Origin of the sequence: Niastella sp. OAS944 (genome assembly GCA_024809215.1) — a bacterium.
Taxonomy (GTDB): Bacteria; Bacteroidota; Bacteroidia; order Chitinophagales; family Chitinophagaceae; genus Niastella.
In genome coordinates this window covers 127150-149863 of record JANUBW010000009.1, presented here as the reverse complement: position 1 = coordinate 149863, position 22714 = coordinate 127150, and the positions used below count along the sequence as shown (strand labels likewise).

Annotated in this window: 17 protein-coding genes; 10 read left to right on the top strand and 7 right to left on the bottom strand. The window is 41.2% G+C overall.

Annotation, left to right across the window (positions count from 1 at the left end; genetic code table 11):
- Nucleotides 1-152: 152 nt before the first annotated feature.
- From GGD38_RS28885 to GGD38_RS28875, 3 genes are all read right to left on the bottom strand, one after another.
- Complete coding sequence (locus GGD38_RS28885; RefSeq protein ID WP_375302781.1) at nt 153-3773, bottom strand: TonB-dependent receptor; 3621 nt, start codon at nt 3771-3773, stop codon at nt 153-155.
- A gap of 410 nt (nt 3774-4183) precedes the next feature.
- Entirely contained in the window at nt 4184-5437 is a 1254-nt protein-coding gene (locus GGD38_RS28880; RefSeq protein WP_375302782.1) for a FecR family protein, read from the bottom strand.
- An 81-nt stretch (nt 5438-5518) separates the two neighbouring features.
- Entirely contained in the window at nt 5519-6112 is a 594-nt protein-coding gene (locus GGD38_RS28875; protein WP_375302783.1) for an RNA polymerase sigma factor, read from the bottom strand.
- A 208-nt stretch (nt 6113-6320) separates the two neighbouring features.
- On the opposite strand from GGD38_RS28875, the gene GGD38_RS28870 reads away from it, so the two are divergent.
- Nucleotides 6321-8717 carry an ABC transporter permease gene (locus tag GGD38_RS28870; protein WP_375302784.1) on the top strand — a complete coding sequence of 799 codons (2397 nt, stop codon included), beginning with the start codon at nt 6321-6323 and terminating at the stop codon, nt 8715-8717.
- Between the two features lie 54 nt (nt 8718-8771).
- Here the strand turns inward: GGD38_RS28870 and GGD38_RS28865 are convergent, their stop codons facing one another.
- Complete coding sequence (locus GGD38_RS28865) at nt 8772-9389, bottom strand: hypothetical protein (RefSeq protein WP_375302785.1); 618 nt, start codon at nt 9387-9389, stop codon at nt 8772-8774.
- A 98-nt stretch (nt 9390-9487) separates the two neighbouring features.
- Entirely contained in the window at nt 9488-9715 is a 228-nt protein-coding gene (locus GGD38_RS28860) for an RNA polymerase sigma factor (RefSeq protein ID WP_375302786.1), read from the bottom strand.
- 158 nt (nt 9716-9873) lie between these two features.
- On the opposite strand from GGD38_RS28860, the gene GGD38_RS28855 reads away from it, so the two are divergent.
- From GGD38_RS28855 to GGD38_RS28815, 9 genes are all read left to right on the top strand, one after another.
- Nucleotides 9874-10404, top strand: coding sequence for an RNA polymerase sigma factor (locus tag GGD38_RS28855; RefSeq protein WP_375303917.1), 531 nt, complete (start codon nt 9874-9876; stop codon nt 10402-10404).
- Between the two features lie 56 nt (nt 10405-10460).
- Nucleotides 10461-11471: a FecR family protein gene (locus GGD38_RS28850; RefSeq protein WP_375302788.1), complete on the top strand. Its 1011-nt coding sequence runs from the start codon at nt 10461-10463 to the stop codon at nt 11469-11471.
- Between the two features lie 220 nt (nt 11472-11691).
- Entirely contained in the window at nt 11692-15030 is a 3339-nt protein-coding gene (locus tag GGD38_RS28845) for a SusC/RagA family TonB-linked outer membrane protein (RefSeq protein ID WP_375302789.1), read from the top strand.
- 25 nt (nt 15031-15055) lie between these two features.
- Complete coding sequence (locus GGD38_RS28840; protein ID WP_375302790.1) at nt 15056-16780, top strand: RagB/SusD family nutrient uptake outer membrane protein; 1725 nt, start codon at nt 15056-15058, stop codon at nt 16778-16780.
- An 89-nt stretch (nt 16781-16869) separates the two neighbouring features.
- Nucleotides 16870-17571, top strand: a complete 702-nt coding sequence (locus GGD38_RS28835) for a DUF6250 domain-containing protein (protein ID WP_375302791.1) — start codon at nt 16870-16872, stop codon at nt 17569-17571.
- A 317-nt stretch (nt 17572-17888) separates the two neighbouring features.
- The gene (locus GGD38_RS28830) at nt 17889-18266 is read left to right on the top strand and encodes a helix-turn-helix domain-containing protein (protein WP_375302792.1); all 378 of its coding nucleotides are present in this window, start codon (nt 17889-17891) and stop codon (nt 18264-18266) included.
- Between the two features lie 259 nt (nt 18267-18525).
- On the top strand, nt 18526-18915 hold the full coding sequence (locus GGD38_RS28825; protein ID WP_375302793.1) for a helix-turn-helix domain-containing protein: 390 nt from the start codon (nt 18526-18528) through the stop codon (nt 18913-18915).
- A gap of 104 nt (nt 18916-19019) precedes the next feature.
- Nucleotides 19020-19499 (top strand): MauE/DoxX family redox-associated membrane protein, encoded by a 480-nt coding sequence (locus GGD38_RS28820; protein ID WP_375302794.1) that lies wholly within the window; start codon nt 19020-19022, stop codon nt 19497-19499.
- Between the two features lie 134 nt (nt 19500-19633).
- Nucleotides 19634-19894 (top strand): hypothetical protein, encoded by a 261-nt coding sequence (locus tag GGD38_RS28815; RefSeq protein ID WP_375302795.1) that lies wholly within the window; start codon nt 19634-19636, stop codon nt 19892-19894.
- An 89-nt stretch (nt 19895-19983) separates the two neighbouring features.
- Here the strand turns inward: GGD38_RS28815 and GGD38_RS28810 are convergent, their stop codons facing one another.
- Both GGD38_RS28810 and GGD38_RS28805 read right to left on the bottom strand, forming a co-directional pair.
- Nucleotides 19984-21180 (bottom strand): DUF4369 domain-containing protein, encoded by a 1197-nt coding sequence (locus GGD38_RS28810; protein ID WP_375302796.1) that lies wholly within the window; start codon nt 21178-21180, stop codon nt 19984-19986.
- Between the two features lie 82 nt (nt 21181-21262).
- Nucleotides 21263-22714, bottom strand: a complete 1452-nt coding sequence (locus tag GGD38_RS28805; RefSeq protein WP_375302797.1) for a RagB/SusD family nutrient uptake outer membrane protein — start codon at nt 22712-22714, stop codon at nt 21263-21265.

The window sequence follows — 22714 nt, the reverse complement described above, 5'->3', positions numbered from 1 at the left end:
CCAATTAAATTCCAAAGCTCAAGTTCCAGGTTCCAAATAAATCCCAGATTTCAATCACCATTGTTTTCTTTGGTTTTGAGATTTGTTTTTTTTGTATTTATTATTTGGTTCTTGGAATTTGGTATTTGGAATTTGGTATTTGCTATTTGCATTTAAAATGTTACATTCAAACCCACCACCAGTTGTTTGGTCAATGGATACTCAAGCGAACCATTCATTTCAGGATCATATTGTTTTAACAATGGGCTCTTTGTAATGATCAAAGGATTGGTAATAGTGCCATAGATCCGGAATTTCTCGAGCGATACTTTTTTAACCAGCCCCCTGGGCATATTGTAACTAAGCGTGATATTTTTAATTTTAAAGAACGACCCATCCACATAGTTCAAACCAGAAAAACCAGTCAATGTGCCCGAACCTTCCGCAAAATTCATTACAGGGAAGTCGTTCGAAGGATTGGTGGGCGTCCAGTAATTGAAGTATTCAGGAATGGTTCGTGAAGGGCTTGCAGTAGTAGCAAATCCATTTGGCTGATACCAACCCAACATATTGTAACTGATGGTTTGTCCCCATCTGAAATAAGAATAAACAGAAAGGTCCCAATTCTTGTAACTGAAACCATTTTGAAATCCAAGCGACCAGCTGGGAGAATTATGTCCCACGATCTGATAATCGGCGGAGCTTACTAAATACGTACTTTTTGCAGCCGTAAGTGCAGGATTAAATTTTTGCGCTTCAGCCAGATCGGCATAGTAGTAATTGGTGGTACCGTCGGCCAGTGTTTTTGAATATACACCTTCTGCAAGGCGGGTTAAACCAGGCACATTAACATGAATGTCGCCGGGACGCCTGCCAAATGCCGCCGCATCTTTCTCCTCACCTATCTGCCAAATGCCATCCAACTTATAGTTACGATAAGAGTTTACCGGCTGGCCTATGGTAAGTGAGTATTGATTATTATCACCGTTAGTGATGTTATTGGCAACACCACCGGTTAATTTTAGAATCTTTTCCTTGTTGTAAGAAAAGGCGATCGCCGAGGTCCAGTTGAAATCTTTGGTAACAACATTACGGGTGTTCAATGCCAGCTCTATACCCCTGTTCTGCGTTTCAACCACATTGATATTGGTTTTATATTGCTGCGAAGCAGTGTACTGTCCGTAAATAATAGGTGTGGTTACACCATAAATAACACCTTTGGTCTTTGTGTTATACAGGTCTAACGCCATATCTATGCGGTTATCCAAAAATGCCGCATCTACACCAATGTTTGTATTGTACGATTTTTCCCATCCCAACTGGGGGTTGGTAAGATAGGCAGAGTTGCGGTAAGTAGGTACTAATAAACCACCCAGCGACATGTTAACTGACTCCAGGTTGGCTACAGAGCTGTACGGATCGATCTTGGCCGTGCCGGTAACACCCCAGCCCACACGAACTTTCATACTGTTCAACCAGTTTTTTGTTCCTTCCATGAACGACTCGTCGGAAATGCGCCAGCCGGCTGAAACCGCAGGGAAGTTATCCCACCTGTTATCTTTATACAATACAGAAGAACCATCGCGGCGTAAAGTAGCCGAAAATAAATATTTACCCAGGTATGAATAGTTAAGACGGCCGATAAAACCAAGCGTTTTCGACATGCTGAACTCAGAACTTGAAGTGGTGTTCAAATCTCCTGAAAACCTGTACCATTTGAAATTGTTAGATACAATATTGCTTTGGAACATTTTGGTTTTCGTATTCTTGTTGTCGTACCAGGTAGTGATACCGGTAACGGTAAATGCGTGATCATGCGCCACTTTAAAATTATAAGTCAAAATGTTCTCCCATTGATAACCAATGGAACGGTCCTGATCTATTTGGGCTTTTGCTACCTGGGCGTTATTATACGTATAGGCTACAGAACCTATACCATCGAACCGGTAAGTATTATTATAAGTAAGGAAGGTACTCAAACGGCTTAAAAAACTTAACCCTTTCAATGGTTTGATCTCGATGTAAGGATTGATATACAACTTCAGGTTGTTATCAACATTACCATATACACCAGGCTGCTGATTGAGCAGCAGGTTATATACGTTGTTACCAAGATCGGGGTTCAGCGTTCCATCGTCTTTGTAAGGCCTTACCAGCGGATCTGTCACCAACGCGTTCTCCAGTTTATCCTGCGCTTTATTCCTGTCTACATACGAACCGGTGAGGTTAGCGCCTACAGACACCCAGTTCTTCACTTTATGATCAATGCGCATGGTAGTAGAAAAGAGCTTATAGTCGTCGCCAACATACTGGCCTTTTTCGTTGGTGTAGTTGAATGAGATATAACCTTTGGTTTTTTCATTACCACCAGAAACACCTAAACTATAGTTTTGTGTATTGGCAGTTTTTTGCAGGAAAAGATCGGCCCAGTCGGCAAACTGTCCTTGTTGATAAAGGGCCCATCTTGATGCACCAAAGATCTTTTCATCATCGGCAGGTGATTGCCATTGAGCGCCGGTTGTTGTCCATTGACTATTGGCTGCATCCCACACATAGCTGTAAGCATCACGTTTGGTTTGCAGATAAGCCTCGCCCGTACGCATTTTCGGTGTTACAGACCAGCCATTGCTACCATAATGGGTATTGAAATCAATGGTCAATTTTCCGTTTTTACCACTTTTGGTAGTAATGATAATTACACCGTTTGAACCGGCAGAACCATATACGGCTGTTGAAGAAGCGTCTTTCAGTACTTCAATAGATTCAATATCGTAGGGGTTCAGGGTTGCATAATCGCCAGGCAAACCATTAATGATAAATAACGGCGTGCCACTCGCATTGATAGATCTGTTGCCACGCAGTTGTATATTCAAATTGGCTCCGGGCTGACCCGAGGGGCGGGTAATATCCAAACCGGCCACCCTTCCCTGCAACGATTCCATTGGGTTGGGCCCGGGGCGGGCAGTGATCTCTTCAGGTTTTACAGATACAACGGCACCTGTAAGGTCGCGACGTTTAGAGGTACCATAACCAATCACAACAACTTCTTCAAGCTTTGCATCGATAGGGTTTAAAGCAACATCGATCTTCTCACTCTTTCCCACAGTAATTTCTTTCTCTGTATAACCAACAATAGAAAAAATGAGTATATCACCCACTTCTGCGTCGATCTTAAATTCGCCCGATGCATTGGTGGTTGTACCCACTTTATTTTTACCCTTTAGTACAACAGATACATTAGATAGTGGCTGCCCGGCCGCGTCAACAACTGTTCCCGTTATAGGTATACGGGTTGCTGCAGCGTGATCGGCAACTGGCATGAATTTGCGCGAGAGTACTATTGTTTTGCCTTTGATGGAATATTCAAGAGGCTGGTCTTTGAGTATAATATCAAGCACATCTTTCAGCGGAAGGTTGTTGGCTGATATTGATACCGTTTTTTCTTCATCGACGTCGCGCTTATTATTGAAAAAAACGTAACCCGATTGTTTTTCAATTGCGGAAAAAACAACCTTCAACGGAAGGTCTTTTCCCGTGATGGTGATGTTTTGCGCTGTTCCCTTAGCCTGGGCCGAGAACATGGCAATGGCAATAAAAAAGATTGTCAATTTCATCGCTAGAACTGTAGTTTTTCCGATGAAGCGATAAGATCTCATGACGTTCAATCGTATCGCAAGCAGCGTTCTGGTGATGGCTCCGGAATACCCGTTTCTACCATCTGGCAGGTGATCAGGAAAAGAGGCCAGGTAACCATAGGTCATAGAAAATCCGGAACCAAATGATTTTTTTTGCATAGTTTGCAAACGTTTGGTTGTTAATAAATGGAGGTTTGAGACTTTTCGTTATGGGCAACTAAACTTTCTTCCGGAAGTGGTAACGACACTTCCGGTTTTGGTTTTACCCACTATGTATTATGTTTTGTGTGCTTTTAGCATAGCAATCGTTTTTAAAGGCAGAAGAATAATCTTTATTATATATAATTACCGGGCCACTCAGTCGTGAAACGGCAAACGTGAAACGTGAAACGTGAAACGGCAATCGGCAATCGGCAATTGAATACAGCCTAAAGCGAGGCCTGCAAAAAATAGCGAGCTCCGAATAAAAGAACTAAAAACTTAGAACTAAGAACTGCATTTACCTTTATCAACGTTATCACCTCCATCACCTTTTCAACTCCTTGTTAACTCGTCAACTTGTCAACTCATTAATCAACTATCACCAACTTCCTCCCTTCCAACCTGCATTTCACACCTATCTTTTCAAGGATAGTAACCAGATCGTTAAGCGTAACATCTTTTGTCATTTTCCCGCTCAACTCAACATTTGTTGGAGGAACACCTTTTTCATAAACAACCTGAATATTATACCAGCGTTCGAGCTGATACATAGCATCTTCAAATGCGATATCATTAAAGTCGAACACATTGTTTTTCCAGGCCATCACTTTATCTACATCAGTATTGTTAACCACAGTAAGTTCGGGTTCGTTTATGCCCGCATTTTTTGCAGTACTCACCTGCATTTTGTTTTGTTCAAACTGTATTTGCGCCTGCTGACCGGGTTTTAGAATAGATTGTTTTCCAATCTTTCCGCTTTTATCGTCCTTTAACCTGATGGCAATTGAACCTTCCAGCAAAGTGGTATTTATCACCGGCTCGTTCTCATATGCCTTCACATTAAAATGCGTTCCCAACACTTCAATTTCAGCCTGGTTATTCACGTTTAAACGGAATGGCATTTTTTTATTCTTAGCCACTTCAAAATACACCTCACCGGTTACGCTAACCTTACGCTCATTGCCGGTAAATACAGTAGGAAATTGAATTGAACTGGCGCTGTTGAGCCAGGCCCCGGTCCCGTCGGGCATTATTATATGAAACTTTCGCCCTTTTGGCGTTGACATAATATTATATACAGCTTCACCGCCATTGCCATCGTATATGAGTGTGCCGTTGACAATTTTAGCGGTGGCGCCGCCTTGCAGGGCCACAACGCCGTTCTTTATAGTATCTAATAATATTTGGGTACCATCGGCAAGTGTAAGAATAGCGCCATCTTTTCCGGGTAAAATTTTAGCAGCGGCGGTAGTTTGCCGGGTAGATCTTGTATTAACTAAGAGATAAGCCCCAACAGAAAGAAGTAAAAGAATTGAAGCGGCTATCAGCCAGCTGCTCGCAGCAGGCAGGCGCCTTACTTTAGCCGGTTGTATATTTTGTTGTTGCCAGACTTCTTTTATTTCAAGGAAGGCCTGTTGCCAATGATTGTAATTATAGGGTTCAATATGTAATGAAGATACCGGCGGTTCCTGAGCAAAAAAAGCATCTGCCTGAGCTATCAGTTCCCCGGTTTCATCGGCATTAATGATCGCTGCTATCCGGGAATAATCATTTCCGGTGGCATTGCCGGCTTTGGCTTTTTCCAGTAGTGCAAGCAGTTCGTCTTTTAGGAATTTCTCCATGACATTATTGAATTATGGGGTTACCCTCCTTAATAATGTACAATGGGAAAGAAAAACATACCTATGGTTTTGAAAAAAATTTTAAAGAAAATTTAAAATCAGCAAAGTTGGTAGTAGTATACCATTTTGAGCCAGGTATTCTTTGATGAATTTTACTGAGCGAACGAGTGAGTTACGAACGGTTTGAACAGAGATCTCGAGTTTGTCGGCCACTTCCGCAGCTTTAAGCCCCGTTTCGCGGCTTAGCTGAAAGATCCTTCGGGCCTGATCGGGCAATAATGAGGTTGCCTCGTGAATAAGCCTCGCCGTTTCGTTAAGGGCAACGGTATGTTCCAGGCTCTCCTCCCCCTCAGCGGCATTTTGTTGCCGGAATTCGTTGTACTTGCGATTGCGGGAGAACTGGCGGGCCAGCCAGCTGTAAGAGCGATTATAAGCGATCTTAAAGATCCAGTTCTGGGGCACATCTACCGTGGCAAGTGTTTCGCGGTCGATCCATAAATACAGAAATACCTCCTGAATGATATCTTTTGCCACAGCTTCGGATCTGGTCACTTTCATCACCAACGTATGCAACCGGGGAACATAAGCGTGAAACAAGGTATTAAATGCTTCTTCATCTCCCTGGGCAACGCGCGAGAAAAGCTCTTTTTCGATATTTATTTGCTTACTATCCAATACTTTATCCTTCCTGGGGCGGTGTAAACTTACTTTAATTTTAGGATAAAAGGAACTTATGTACGGCCATAAAGTTTTCTAAATACCGTACACTAACTGTTCGGTTTCGTACACTTATAAAAACTATTATTCTCAAAGCCCTTGCCGGTAAAGCCTTTAACGGTTGGCACAAAGGTTGACCCGGATTTGAAGCTTACAAACCGTCTTTATGTTAAAGAATTACATCAGGATCGCATGGCGTAACATAACCAAAGCCCGCTTTTATTCGTTTGTAAATATTATCGGTTTATCAACTGCTATTGCATTTACCCTGGTAATTGCCGCCTATGCCTGGAGCCTGTTTCAGGTAAATAAAAACCTCAAACATGCCAACCGGCAATATATATTGACCAGCAAGTGGAAAGACCCTAACCAGGGTTACGACCTGGCAACATTGGGCCAGTTGGCAAAAGCCCTGAAAGATAATTACCCCAACCTGGTAGCGAACTATTACCGGTACGATGGTATCACATCTACGGTGTCAAAAGGCGAAAAGAGTTTTAGGGAAACCATGCAGGTGGGCGACAGCACCATGCTTACCATGTATGGGTTCAGCCTGTTGCAGGGCGATGTAAAAACCGCTTTAAATGGCCCCTTCACTGTTGTTATTACAAAAGAGAAAGCGATAAAATATTTTGGCAAACCAAATGTAGTTGGCGAAACCGTTACTATTGAAAGCTTTTCCGGCTCCAAACATGATTTCCTTATTACCGGTGTATTAAATACTTTACCTGCCAATTCGGTTACAACGCTAACTGAAACTTATCCGGGGCATTTTTTTGTATCAACCGACAACCTTACTTTTTTTGGCAGGGACATGAACTGGCAAAACGCTTTCATTGTAAATTATGTTGAGCTAAAAGAAGGAGTAACGCCCAAAGACCTGGAAGAACCCATTGCCTACCTGCAAAAACAACATACATCATCGCAGTTTGTTGCCGATCTGAAGATAATACCGGTGGCTTTGAGCGATTATTATTTATCTGCCAACAACGGTCTTGTTCGCAAAATGATATATGCATTATCAGCTATTGCGCTTTTTATTTTAGCTATGGCTATCATAAACTTTATCAATATGAGCGTGAGCCGTTCGGCTGCGCGAATGCGTGAAATGGGCATACGAAAAGTGGTGGGCGGACTTAAACGCCAGCTGATAGTACAATTCCTTACTGAATCAATTATCCTCGTGGCGTTTGCCATGCTGGCAGCTTTTATAATATACATTACAACAAAAGATCTGTTCAGCAGCATACTGGGCCGCGAAATTCCATCATTGAATAAATTCCCGGCCTATTTCATCGCATTCCCATTTATATTCACTGTGATCATTGGTTTTATTGCCGGCATTTATCCTGCATTTATTTTGTCCTCTTTAAACTCTATTGAATCGTTAAAAGGAAAACTGTCAGTAAAAGAGAATGTGCTTTTTCGAAAATCACTCATCGCTTTTCAGTTTGTTACTGCAACCATTGCCTTTACCGGCGCTATCATTATCACCAAACAAATAGACCTGTTTTTAAAAAGCGACCTTGGTTATAATAAAGACTATATTCTAAGTGCGCAGGTACCACGTAACTGGTCGAAACAGGGTGCGAATAAAATGATAAGCATCCGGAATGAATTAGCAGCCATTCCAAAGGTTAACCATGTATCTCTTTCTTATGAGGTACCCGATGGTAATAACAGCGGCAGCGCCTCTCTTTACCGGTTTGGAGCAGATTCTACATCGGCAGTTACCGCACAGGCTTTAACCACCGATGAAAATTATTTGAAAGTATATTCAATGCAGTTGAAAGCCGGTTCCTATTTTGAGGGTCATGCCCTCGATTCGGGCAAAATGGTTATCAATGAAGCAGCCATTCATGCACTTGGTTTTAAAGATGCATCTGATGCCGTTGGCAAACAGGTAAGGGTAATAAATGACCCAACTATTTTCACTATTAAAGGAGTTACCAATGATTTTCATTTCGGCTCCATGCAACAAAGAATTGCCCCTATAGCTATTTTCAATGTGCAGTTTGCTACCATTTACCGCTACTTATCATTTAAAATAAACCCCGCAAACATACCTGCCACCATCAGTGCGTTACAGTCAAAATGGAATGTTACAATGCCCGGCGCAGCTTTCGAATATAAGTTTATGGATGATACCCTGTTCGCCATGTACCAAACAGAGATACAATTAAAGAAAGCAGCTTATACCGCAACGGTGCTGGCGCTGATCATTGTTTTGCTGGGCGTTATTGGATTGATATCGCTTAGCATTCAAAAACGCACCAAAGAGATTGGTATAAGAAAAATACTGGGCGCATCTGTTTCGGGGATCGTATTATTATTCCTGAAAGAATTTTTAGCAGTGATGGCATTAGGCGCACTGGTAGCATGTCCACTGGCTTATATGATCATGAATAACTGGTTACAGAACTATGCATACCGCATAGATATTACGGCAACGCCATTTATTATTGCCATGGTTATACTGGTGCTTGTTACCGCCCTGTTAATATGTGCGCAAACAATTAAATCGGCACTACTAAGTCCGGTAAAGAATTTAAGAACAGAATAAAAAAAAGGATCGCACAATGAAGGGCGATCCTTTTTATAATGTATCTACGCGATACTATGCTGCGTTCTGTGTTGCGATGTCTTTTAGCCATGCTTCTGTTTCAGCATTATAGGCAAGGTGGTTTTCAAGTACAGTGAGACTATAATACAATGAAAAGCCATCTACTTGTTGAAACTGCGCACCTTTTAGTTTTTCTCTCCAGTCGGCTGCTCCAAATTTTGCAACATATGCTTTTTTCAATTTCTCAAAATGACTGGCCACGTCATGATCGTGAAGCCAGTGCGGCATAAAATAAAGCCCAAACACATCGCCCAATTGTTGCCTAACAAACCTTTCGTGTTTGGTAGTTTTACCAAAGAAGAACCAGCAATAAACGAATAAAGCAGTTGAAATGATTGCCGGCCCCAGCAGCCATAACATAGTATCATAATTTCCAATAAAAGCGCCAATCGCAAAAACCCAGGCAATTGTAACAATGGGTCGAATAATGGCTGCAATGATACTGATGCTGTTTGTTTTGATCTCTACTCCACGTCTTCCTCTTCCGGTTACATCGGTAACCAACATAGTGTTTGTAACATATAACGGAATACCCAAACAAAAGACTTTCGATTCAATCCATTGTTTATTCTGTGTTTTAACATGACCGGTAAAAACTGTTCCAAATATCATTTTTTTTCATATTTAGGGGTTCAGGATCAAATAATGACGAGACATAACGCTTATGAATATTTTTTATTATCAGCTTAAAGCACAAAGCCACCTCCCTGTTAGGAAGACGGCTTTGGTACTTCCGCCAGCATCTCTTTACCGGTCCATATTTTCATAAATACATCCATTACCAGTTCTTCGGCAATTTGTTCCGACTTGGTAATGCGGGTAATATAAAAAAAGAGGCGGTCGCGGTAAAGGGCAAACAATTGCCTCATGGCCTTTTCATTACCACAGGCAAGTTCCTGTAACAATTGGGTTTCAGTATATGAAGCGTTCATTTGCATACCAGCCCCAAAATAAAAGAACGTGTGTTATAAAAAAGGAAATGATAAATTAACCTGGCATACGGTAGTTGTGTAATTAGATTTATATTGCGAGTAATTTAACTACCAATCACTTAGTGAAACTTGCTCAACAGGAGATATTGAATTTGCAGAAAAGAATGTCTTATTTACAGGATGAGGATTCTTACAAGCAGTTATTCTATCATTTCTATCCCATTTTATTAAGTTTTTGTGTTACCATCCTCAACAATAAGGAGGATGCCGAGGAGGTAGTGTCGGAGGTATTGCTGAAGGTTTGGACCATGGGTGAAGACCTGGACCAGATCGAAAACCTAACCGTTTATTTATTTACAGCCGCCCGTAATAAAGCGTACGATGCCTTAAGGAAGCAAAAACGCCATGCCCCTACAATTGCCATTTCAGACCATATACAGGAATATATCGCCGACGAAAATTCCCCTGAAATTTTGTATACCAGCGGCGAACTGGAGCAATACATTGGTAAAATAATCCGCGCACTACCAACCCAGGCCCAACTGGTATACCGTTTGGTAAAAGAACAGGGATTGCCCTATAAACAGGTGACCGAAATACTTGGTATTTCGCTCAATACGGCAGAAACTCATATGCGCCTTGCGTTAAAAAAGATCCGCACGGCCCTGAATGCGTATTTGTCTGACAAAAAATAATTTTCAACCATTAACGGTAGGCGTCTTTTTATACGTCTATTTAACTATAATTCTGTATGCACCCATCTATAGAAAATAGGTTTTATGATCTGCTCGGCCGTAAACTTGCGGGTGAGTGCCAGGCGGCTGAACAGGAAGAGCTGGAGGCAATTCTTCAACAGCATCCCGAACTGCAGGTATTTTATGACCAAATATTGACCCACACTTCCGAAACGCCCGAGGCAGACATTGACGCAGCCTATACAGCGCATCAGGCTAAAATGATAAAGCCGGCATCCCGCAGCAGTGGGGGAAAGCGCATTCTAATGAGGGCGCTGCTGGTTGCAGCATCAGTTATTGTAGTGTTTGGGGTAACCTGGCTGTTCTTACAAAAAAATAATGCGCAAACGATTGTTGAAACCGGCACACAAAAAGATTCAAGGTCAACTATGACCCTGCCCGATGGTTCTATTGTACGACTTAATGCAAAAAGTAAAGTAAGATATGCTGAAGATTTTGCCAAGAACAGAGAAGTATATCTCGAAGGGGAGGCGTACTTTGAAGTAGCACATAATGAAGCCGTTCCTTTTATTGTTCATACAGGCGATGCAGACATTAAAGTACTGGGTACCAAATTCAATGTACGCAACTATTCAAATGAACACAGAATGGAAGCCGCGTTACTCACCGGCAGTATAGAGTTAACTTTACGCATCGATGCCCGGCATAAGATCCTTCTAAAACCATCGGATAAGATCATTGTTAAAAAAGATGGTGATGCCGCTTTAACCCCTGCAGCGGACGATAAAAAAGTTGAATTAACCAGTATAAAGGTGCAGGATAGCGTGATTGTTGAAACTTCGTGGCTGAACGATAAGATGGCCTTTGTTGATAAACCCTTTTCAGAAATAGCATTGGACCTGGAGCGGCAATTTGATGTACATATTGAATTTAAAAATGAAGCTGTAAGCGGGTTTAAATACACCGGGGTTTATGATGAAGATAACGCAGAAGATATTTTAAAAATACTACAAATGATCAAGCCGTTTCAATACGCTGTTAATAACAAACAAATTACCATCTACTAATACAAACGCATGCGCCTATATGATACGGGCATCCATGCAACTTAATTTAAAAGAGTGCGCCCGTGCCGGTCGCACATAAAAAAGTGAGGAATGTCGCCACATCCCCCACTTCAGTTTCAAACGAATTTCTAGTCTTTTAAAACCAACCAAAATTATGAAAATTAGCGATTGCTTTTTTTCTGTAAGGGCCTTTTTATGCTTACGGAAAATTAAACTGCTTATGAGATTATCCACGGTCTTTTTTTTTATAGCATTACAGGTATCGGCTAAAAGTAACCATGCGCAAGAGACTATTAGTCTTAAAGTTGTGAATGGCAGTATGCAGGAGATCTTTAAACGAATTGAAGGTCAAACGAAATACCGGTTCTTTTACAGTAGCGACGACCTGCCCGCCGGCCAGCGATTCACCCTCGATATCACCAATAGCGGCATTCATCAAACACTTTCTACCCTGTTTAATGGCACCCATCTTAAATGGAAACTGATACCAGATCACAAGGTAGTGGTGTCCCTTTCTGACCAGCCATTTATTGCCAGTGCAGTTTATAAAAGAGTGAGCGGCGTGGTGCGTGCCGAAAGCGGAACGCCGGTTCCGGGGGCCTCCATAAAAGTAAAAAATACCACCCGGGGCACCAGCACCGATAATGAAGGCAATTTTACCATTGAGGTGTCAGAAGGTGAAGTACTCGAAATTTCTGCCATCAATTTTGAACCGGTGGAGATCACGATTGGTAATCAATCCCAGCTTTCGGTAAACTTAAAGCTGAGTGAGGCAGTTATGGGCGATGTGGTAGTGGTAGGTTACGGTACAAGAAAACGCCAGGATGTTACCGGCGCAGTAGTGAAGGCCAACTTACAGGTGCAAAAGCAGGCGCCCAACTCAAATGTAATGTCTGCACTCAGAGGCACTGTTCCGGGGCTTACTGTTGGGCAAACCACAACTGCGGGCAGCGACCCTACGCTGATGGTGCGCGGCAGAAATTCAATCTCCGGCGCTACAGCCCCGCTTATTGTGTTGGACGGGCTTATTTACAGGGGATCAATGACTTCCATTAACCCGGCAGATATTCTAAGTATTGACCTGCTTAAAGATGCAAGCGCAGCGGCCGTTTACGGCTCACAGGCCTCGAACGGGGTAGTACTTATTACTACAAAAAGCGGCGCCAGCGGAATGGATAAGATCTCGGTTGATTATACCGGCTCCTATTCCATTCAGGAAATGACAAAAAAAGAAATGAAGCCCATGACGGGCGATCAATACATACAAAAATTGGGCGACTGGTATTTGTCAGAAAGCAGGGATCCCGGCGACCCCACCAAAATGAACCCTAACTGGGACCCCAGCACTAAACTGGCAGCAGTGGAGGCCAGCAATTATAAGAACGGTTATACGGCCGACTGGTGGAGCCTGATGACCAACAGCAGCCCACGCATCCAGAATCATTCGATTGGCGTTAGCGGCCGGTCAAAAAAGACAAAATTCTATTTTGGCTATGGTTATTTTGATCAGAAGAACCTGATCATGAATGATAATTACAGAAGGCACAGCATTCGACTAAACCTCGATACCAAAGTGCTGGATTGGTTCACTATCGGTGCGCAAACGGGTTTATCTGTTAACGATTTCAGTGGCGTTTCGCCCACCTTCAGCGATATTATGTACCTGAAGCCTTTCACCCTGCCATTTGATCCCACAACGGGCCAGATGCTGACCTTTTATCAAAACTCTACCACTCCTACTGCGCTGGAAATACTGAGAAGATCGCGCGACAAGGACAGGAACCTCAACTTCATAGGTAACGTGTACGCCAGTGTTGACATTCCTCATGTGAAAGGCCTGAACTACCGGGTGAACTTCGGGAACAATTTCATACTGTATAATAGATTTAACTACAATCAGCCCACAGTTGAAGCTACCGCCTATAGAACAAACATGACCGATTATTTTCAAACCATAGATAATATCCTCACCTATAAAAGGGAGTTTGGCCCCCATGGCGTGGATGTTACCTTGTTATACGGTGCTGAGGTAAACAGGCATGATGGCTCTAAAGATTCAGCGGCTGGCATTCTCAACGGGGTGTTATCTTTCAACAGACTGGATGTTGGCGATCCCTCGCGGCTTACCGCATCAAACGACATTTCCGTACTGCCGTGGAAGGAACAGGCGTTGTATCAAATGGCGCGGGCTTCTTACTCATATGATGGAAAATACATTTTAACCGGTACTATAAGAAGAGATGGCTTTTCTGGTTTTTCGAGTAAGAACAAAACAGCCACCTTCCCTTCTATTGCTTTTGCCTGGCGGGTAAGCAAAGAAGATTTTATACAACCCTTTTCCTGGATAAACGATCTTAAACTGCGGGCATCGTATGGGTCAACCGGTAACAGAACGGTAGGCAGGTACCAAACCTTGTCGCAAATGACGGTTGGGTTAGGTAGCGGATATTTATATGGCAGCACGGGCAATGCACAGCTTGGGTCATACGTGTCGCAATTCCACAATCCGAATTTACAATGGGAAACCACTAACTCCACCAATACCGGCCTCGACTTTTCATTCTTCAATAACCGGCTTTCGGGATCGTTGGATGTTTATTTCTCCCAATCGAAGAGTTTGCTGAACGCCCGCGCTACGCCAACTATTACGGGCTTTAGTAGTTACCTTATTAACATTGGTAAAATTCAAAACAGGGGCCAGGAGCTGAACATCACCGCCGTTCCGGTGGCTACAAAGGATTTCAAATGGGATATAACGGCTAACTTTTTCCGGAACAGAAATAAGGTAGTAGATATAGACGGCACCGGAAAAGACCTCATCAATGCCGCAGATCCCATACTGAGTGTGTTTGCCGGTCAGCCATATGGTATAGTGTATGATTATAAGATCACCGGCATGTATCAAATAGGCGAAGACATTCCTTCAACATTGGCAGCACAGGGCTTTAAGGCAGGACAATATAAGATCGAAGACGTTAAAAAAGATGGCCTCATTACAACCGACGACAAACAAATAATAGGAAAGCTTGACCCCTCATACAGTTTTGGTATCTCCAATAGCGTTACCTACAAAAATTTAAATTTAAAATTCTTTATCAATTCTATTCAGGGTGGCAAGAACGGTTACCTGGGTAAACCCGGCGCCATGTTGCAAAACCCTGATAATATCAGGAACAACAATACTTTTGTTTTCGATTACTGGACGCCCAATAACCCGGGCGCTAAATACAGAAGCATAGCTGCCTATGTAGCTACCCTGGGCGAAAATTTCTGGCATTATATGCCAAGAAGTTTTGTACGCCTGCAGGATGTAACGCTTACCTATACTGTGCCCGATTGGTTTCTGCGGCGCATAAAAGGAATAAAAGCATTTAGTGTTTATGTGAATGCGCAAAACCTGCTCACCATTACCAAATGGGATGGTTGGGATCCCGAAGCTAATCCGGGTGCCAGTCAAAGGACCTCCACAGGGCAAAGAATTGCCGGTGGACTGGGCTTAGACCCCAACGGATACCCGGTTATGAAGAACTATTCATTGGGAGTAAACTTATCATTTTAAGGGTTATACAATTAAACTGTAAGACATGAAAAAAGTATTGATCAGCATATATATCCTTACTATGGGAACCGTTTTGTTCTCATGCAAGAAGAGTTTTTTAGATGAAGAACCACTATCAATATATACACCAGACAACTCGCTGGAAACGCCGGCGCAATTTCAACAGGCTGTAAATAATCTTTATAACGGCGTGCGGAATATTTACATGGGCAATATGAACGTTCCCAGCGCCCTCGATACTTATTTCGGTTTGTACTATGCCACCGATTTCGCTTTCAATGCTACGGACTATGAGCCGGCTGCAAAACTGAATGCTTATAAGGCCACCATGGTGCCCAGTTATTTTATTCCTCAAAACATTTGGACCACCTATTATAAGGTCATCACCAACGCCAATGTGATCATTTCAAGAGTGGCCAACGCCACGCAGCTTTCAGATGCCGAAAAAAATAGTTTCCTGGGGCAGGCGCTGTTTTTCAGGGCCTACTCATACAACGTGCTCGCCAATTTATATGGCGGGGTACCGCTTGAGCTGAACGAATTAACAGAGCCTCGCTATGATTATGTGCGGGCTTCAAGAAATGAAGTATACACGCAATGCAAAAAAGACCTGCAACAGGCAGCAAGCCTGTTAAAGAACATCGCAGACGTAAGCGACGGCGTAGTAAACAAACAAATAGCGAACCATGTACTCACAGAAGTATTGATCTCCCTGAAAGATTACGATGGTGCCATTGCCAGCGCATCGAGCGTTATCAGTTATTCAGGCGTATCGTTGATGACAAACCGCTTTGGAAGAAGGGCCGCTACGCCGGGTGACGTATACCGTGACTTATTTGAGTATAATAATCAGAATTACAGTACGGGCAACCGCGAAGGGCTGCTGGTTATTCAAACAGCATTGAACAACCTTGCGTCCGTGGGCGATCAAACAGCATGGGCAGTGGTGCCGGGCATAAACAGCTTAAGGTTTGTGGAAACAACATCTAAAGCCAAAACAAACGTATTGTTTAACGGAAATTTTGTTGATAGTATTTGTTCCTACGGCATTGGCTGGATACGCCCAACATCGCATTTCCTGTATGAAATATGGACACCCGGCGATATTCGTAATTCATCTTATAATATTGTAAGGGACATTCGTATCTCCGGTGCGCCATCAACTTCGCCCGATTATGGTAAATGGTATGTAAAAGATGGGTATAAGGCTAAAACATCATCGGCAGATTTCAGGGACACCATCCGCAATTTTTACCCCGTGATAAGAAAGGCCTCGCCTTCGGCGGGAGACTTTGCAGCAGCAGCCGGACCCGCAGCTATAACCAACATGATGAATCCGTTTGGTGGATTTTTGCTCAATAACAATACAAAGCTGTTTATGCAAAAATATATGGCCCGCCTGGCAGAAACTTACCTGCTAAGAGCAGAGGCTTATTTGGGCAAAGCGCAAACCCAGAAAGCGGCAGACGATATAAACGTATTAAGAACAAGGGCCAATGCTACCCCGGCTACAGCTGCGGAAATGAATATAGATTATATTTTAGACGAACGCCTGAGAGAACTGTACTTAGAAGAGTTCAGGGCTGTTACACTTACCCGTTTGGGACTACTATATGATCGCGATAAGAAATACAATCCCAAATCGGGTTTAAGTATTGAAACGTATCACAACCTGTGGCCCATACCAACCACTGAAATAACCCAGAATACCGGGGCGGAGTTAACACAAAACGACGGTTATACCAAGTAGTGCAACACACAAGAATAATTTGGAAAAAGGATCGCTGACCGCGATCCTTTTTTTACGTATAATTGGCAAAACAGTAAGATCTTCACATCATGAGAAATAATATATTTTTAACGGCAGCCATAATAACCCTTCTCTTTGCCAGCGAGGCTCAAGCCCAACAACAAGCGCTTACCGAAAAAGGAAAGCTTGTTTACAGTGCAGATTTTACAAAACCCCTCGACAAAAAAGTTTGGATAACAGAAATTGAACCCAAGGCCCCTGCTTCTGTTTATACAGAAAAAGACAGATTGATATTGGATACCAAAGGCGGCGTTACCGTTTGGTTGAACAAACACCTTACCGGCAACATTCGAATAGAATATGACAGAACGGTGATGATGGAAGGCGGCGTAAATGACCGCCTCTCGGACCTAAACCAGTTCTGGATGGCAACCGACCCGCGCAACAAGAACCTGTTCACCCGCTCCGGGGTATTGGAATCATATGATTCGTTAAGTCTTTATTACGTAGGCATGGGCGGTAATAGCAACAGCACCACCCGGTTTAGAAAATATAACGGTAATGGAGAAAGACAATTACTACAGGAGTATACCGATACCGCACATTTGCTAAAACCAGGGATCACCTATCATGTTACTACAATAATAAAGGGCAATGAAACAAGTTTTTGGGTGAATGGTGAACTTTATTTTTTATACAAAGACACCAAGGTCTTAAAAGAGGGTTATTTTGGCTTTCGATCGACCAAATCGAGGCAGGCGGTTTCGGGTTTAAAAATATATCAATTGTGATCCTTTTCAATTGAAAATCAAAAGCGGATGCATATCTTTTTAGCATCCGCTTTTTTATTATCACCTATTCTTTTTAAAAAAATCAGCTATTACAATAAAGGCGTCAGCCCTTTCTGTGTACTTCACTCAATAACAATAAAAAACAGAAAAAAGTAGCGCAGCAAATAGTCTATCATTCAAATGGACTATATTTACTTTCAAAATTCTTCTCGTATCTAACCGAAGGGAACCTCCGTTATAAACTATTTTGGTAAAATATAGTGTACTGCCAGTTTAGCAGCAGTAATTATATTTATTACAGTAAAACCTTACCTACAATGATACAGGAAAGACTTGTGATTAGAGCCGCGGCCATTGCCATACGCGATGCTATCATTGCCCATCCTTTGAGCAAAAAAACGCCATCGAGCTTCGCAACAGAACTCCGTGTAGACCGAAACAAGGTATTACCAGCTTTTAAAGAACTTACCGGCACTACTATAAGGAGGTTTCAATTAGAGCGTTTGATGGAAGCGGCCAGCAGGATGCTACTTGACGGCATGAGTGTTAAAGAAGTGGCTATCGAATGCGGCTATAAAGATTATCAAAATAACTTTACCAGAGGTTTTAGAAAAGTATTCAGAATGGGCCCGGAGGAATGGTTACGCCTTCAGTTAGTAGCAAAAGAGAAAACAAAACCGAATCGCGACGACTAATGCATTCAGGATAGCAACATATCCTATATATTTAGTAGGTTATTACTAGTTTTGTTTAGAAATATTTTACCATGAAACAACGAGCAGACATAGCCATCATAATTTCCCCTTCTGCGCTTTCATGCCTCCAAGAGTCTTTTGGCATGCTTCTACCCTACCGTTGTTGTTGCTGTTAACTTTAACTACCAGACTACATATCCTCACATCATTAGTACCATATTCTTTATGGCACAGGTCAATCTATTAAACCATCCTACAAATGAATCAGAAGAAATTCAAACGAAGAGTACTTCGGGTAGTATCCGAAGTAAAGCAAACATTGAATGAAAATAACAATGCCGCTAAAGTAATTGAACTAGCCACAAACTTTAATGTAAGTCGAAACTCATTGCAAAGTGCTTTTATGCAGGAGTGCGGCGAAAGTATACGTGGATATAAATTAAGAATCAGAATGGAACAGGCGATGCGAATGCTTGAAGCGGAAAAAGACATAAAAGAGATAGCCATTACTCTTAACTATACACATAGCCGCAATTTCAGCACAGCGTTTAAAAAGTATTACGGCGTTGTTCCAACCGAATGGCCAACAATTGTGCGAAACCAGAGTAGTTTGTGCGAAAGCAGACCTGATAAATTTGGAATGGGGTGATGTTCGGTTGTACATTTACTATACAAAACAGATCGACTATAATAAAAGAAATACCCTAATCTCTAGGTCGTACAAACAATGATAGATTGATTAAATTCTAAAATATGGAAAATGCCCTATCTCTTACTTACAACAAACGCTTAATCGCTGTTGATTTCATTTGTTTAATACTCATGGCCAATTTCATTTATGAAGGATTAATAAAAATACTTGCATTTCAACAATACGGGATATGGCTTTACTACGCCCCGTTCTTAACATCTGCATCCTCGTATTTAAAATACATAATACCAATTTTTGAAATAACACTTGGTGTTATGCTTGTTATTCGCCAGTTTAAACAATTTGCATTATACCTGAGTATAATAAGCCAATTAATTTTCCTGGCTTACACTGTTTCATGGATTGTATTCAGCAGTCGTATTTATTGGACGTTTCACGGAATATGGTCATTTAATCGTGTGCCATGGTTTGAAAAAATGATATATACACTGGCCATATCCTGGTTATGCTTAGTGTGTTTAATTATAATGCGAAAAGACAAGCCCAATATTGTAAGGAGAAAACTTAGTGATATTACTTAAACGATTTGCCAGTAAAGCTAGCTAATTACGGCATCGCGGTTAATGCCAACCACCGCTATTCATGCAAAAGGAAGGCAAAGGGTATACCGAAAACCTTTAAATAGAGTAGGTAATTTTTTAAAAAAAATGAAATTATGAAAAGTGTAAAAATGCTTGTTGCTGCTGCAGCCTTGTTTGTAGGTACTGCTACATTATTTGCTTTTAAAAGCAATAGCAAAATGAAAACTGTTACTGCATTGTACTTCGGTGCAAGTAGCACTCAAATTGCTACTCCTGTTACAGGTTTCTGGTCTGAAACATCTACAGGAGGCTTTCAGCTTGCTAAAATAAAATATGGCACAACAGAAGAAATCATTACCTACGATCAAGCAAATCAGGTTTACTTCAAGCCATAATAATATTCTTCTAAAATTCTTTGGAAGATTTCAAATGACAGAGGCCGTATTTAAACCAGAATACGGCCTCTATAAAAATAAAAGAAAAATCAATTTATATGTAGAGTCAAACCCGTTTCTGACAAACATGATTCCACATAATATTTAAGTGCAGCTCCGCTTACATCCCAAGCTATAATAGTCCCGCTTTTATCTATTAAAACATTAGTCGTTGACTTTTCAGGAACTTCCTGAAACACTTTTTCAACTATACCTCCTTTGCCTTTGAGGTCTGAAACATGATACCATGGTAGTTCGGCGGCAGACATCTTCCACTTTGTAATATTTGTTCCGGAATAAACCCCTACTATATTTAACCCTTTGCTTTTAAATTCATTATAAATTTTCAGCAGCTCACTGTTATTTTGGTCTACATATTGAGAATTCCAACTCCAGATGTTTACAAGTGTTAATGTACTTTTTTTCACCACTTCATCAAGAGCAAGAAGCTTTCCATCTATGTCAGGTAGAGAAAACATCGGAAATGCCTGGCCCGAGCATAGTTTAACAAAATTCTTAAGCCAATTATCCTGGTAGCAAGTATCATTCAACATCTTCTTTGATTCCAAAGTGTCGTAAACTGACTTAAAAAGGGTGGAGTGATAATTGTAATTTCTGATATCACGCATCACCCTTGGTAAACTGGTATTGATTGGTTTCCTAAGTAAAACACTTGACAATAGACTTTCATCAAGCATTTTTTTACATTTTATTAAAGTGCCTATTATTTTGTTATCATATTTTGTTGAATCTGAAAAAGCTTGTTGAATTTCCTGATTTATCTTTACCTGATAACTTTGATAAAGTAAGTATGCGCTTCTAAGGTTGTAATAATCCACCTGTGTAAGGCTACCCCAAATTTCGACAGCTTCATTAACGAAGGCCTCATCGTTCATATCCATTAAACTTATGCCTCTTTTCCATTTAATATCTATTTTTTGATCATTGTTCAGGTACATTAACACAAACCTATGACCGTATGGTAATCGTAAAATAAGCCAGTAAAACCTTGGCCCGCCTGGCACATTTCCATGAATCTGAAATTTCCCATGCTTAACTATACCAGAGTCGCAATTTGTCCCACCATTCTCATCCCAAAGTCTCATGATGACTTTACTATCCTCAACAAGACCAGATAAGTCGCCTTTAATTTCATATCCCAATTTATTTGTTGTTTGTGCTATAAGGCCATTAAATAAACCTAAGCACAGAAAGCTTTTGAGTAGAATAAATTTCCCAAAATCCATTATAGTTATTTTTTTTACATTTACTATTTTACTAACTGTAGAGGACTCCAAAATTCAACCAACATACATAATCTTAAGGTTTCTAATAATCAGGATTTTGCTTGAGGTTCGGCGCTACCTGAATTTCAGAATATGGAATTGGATATAACGTATCATTGTTTGTCCAGCCTGGCTTAATAGGACCTAAGACACCTGAACTTCTTCCTGTTCTTTTTATATCGAACCATCGATCTCCTTTTTCGGAAAACAGCTCTACTTGTCTTTCCTGATAAATAGCCGCCATGACCTGGCTTTGTGATAAGGAGGCTGATAGATTAGTCAATCCGGCTCTATTTCTCAAAATGTTTAAATCAGATACCGCGCCAGACAAATCATTTAGATTTGCCTTTGCTTCCGCGCGTATTAAGTATTGTTCGGCTAAACGTAAAATCATATCATATTCGGTTACGCTACTAGCGGTTCTAACTTTATATTTATACGGGTAATAGTATACAGTCGTTATGCCACTTACCGTATATTTTGTACTGTCGACCCATAATCGCCTTCTCATATCTCCTGCTTCAAAAGCTGACATTAGTTGATTAGTTATATACCACGTTGGTGCCGATGTTCGTGAAGCTGGAATCAATCTCAATCCCTCCACACAGGAGAAAGGTGATTGAGGATATACTTGAATTTGCCATATCGCCTCCTTATTTATATTGCTGGCATTGCTAGCCAAAAACACCTTATTAAGATCGCTTTGAAGGGCATATAAGGCGTTATTACTAATAACTTCAGAACTATTTTGCAATGCTTCCTGCCAATCTTGCTGGTATAGATAAATTTTAGCTAATAATGCAGCTGCAGCCCATTTTGTAGCTCGTATTCGTTCGCCGGAGGAAATTGAATAATCGCCCGATAATTTATCTTTCGCATCTAATAGATCACTAATAATTCGCTGATATATTTGTCCCTGACTAATTCTATAAATCCCTGAGGATTGCACCCAGGACGTAGTGGTTATTAGAGGTACATTTCCAAACAGGTTGGTTAAATAAAAATAACAGAGTGCCCTTAAAAACTGCGCCTCACCTATAAGCTGATTCTTCACTGAATCACTTACTGAGGTAGATTGTGGTAAAAATTCAATTACTGCATTCGCTCTATATATTGTAGAATATACAGGAGTCCAAAAATCCTGCACAAACGGATTTGTTGCATCCAGTGAGTTGTTTTGAAACTGAATAACATTGATATCTGTTCCATTAAAAAAGTTTAATTCATCGGATGATAACCCTGCATAAAGAGACAACATATTTTGAATTCCTAATGAAGCGTTGCTCGGACGAAAACTATTATAAATACTTATGACACTTGAAATTGCGGTCGCTTCGTTTTCAAAAACTTCAGACGTTGTAATTGAATCCACAGGTTCGGTAACGGCAACTAATTTTTTACAGGAAATAATTACAAATAGTGATGATGAAAAAATCAAAATAATGAATGCAGAAAAAATATTACAAGGGTATCTTTTATTGGAAAAGAACTTCAT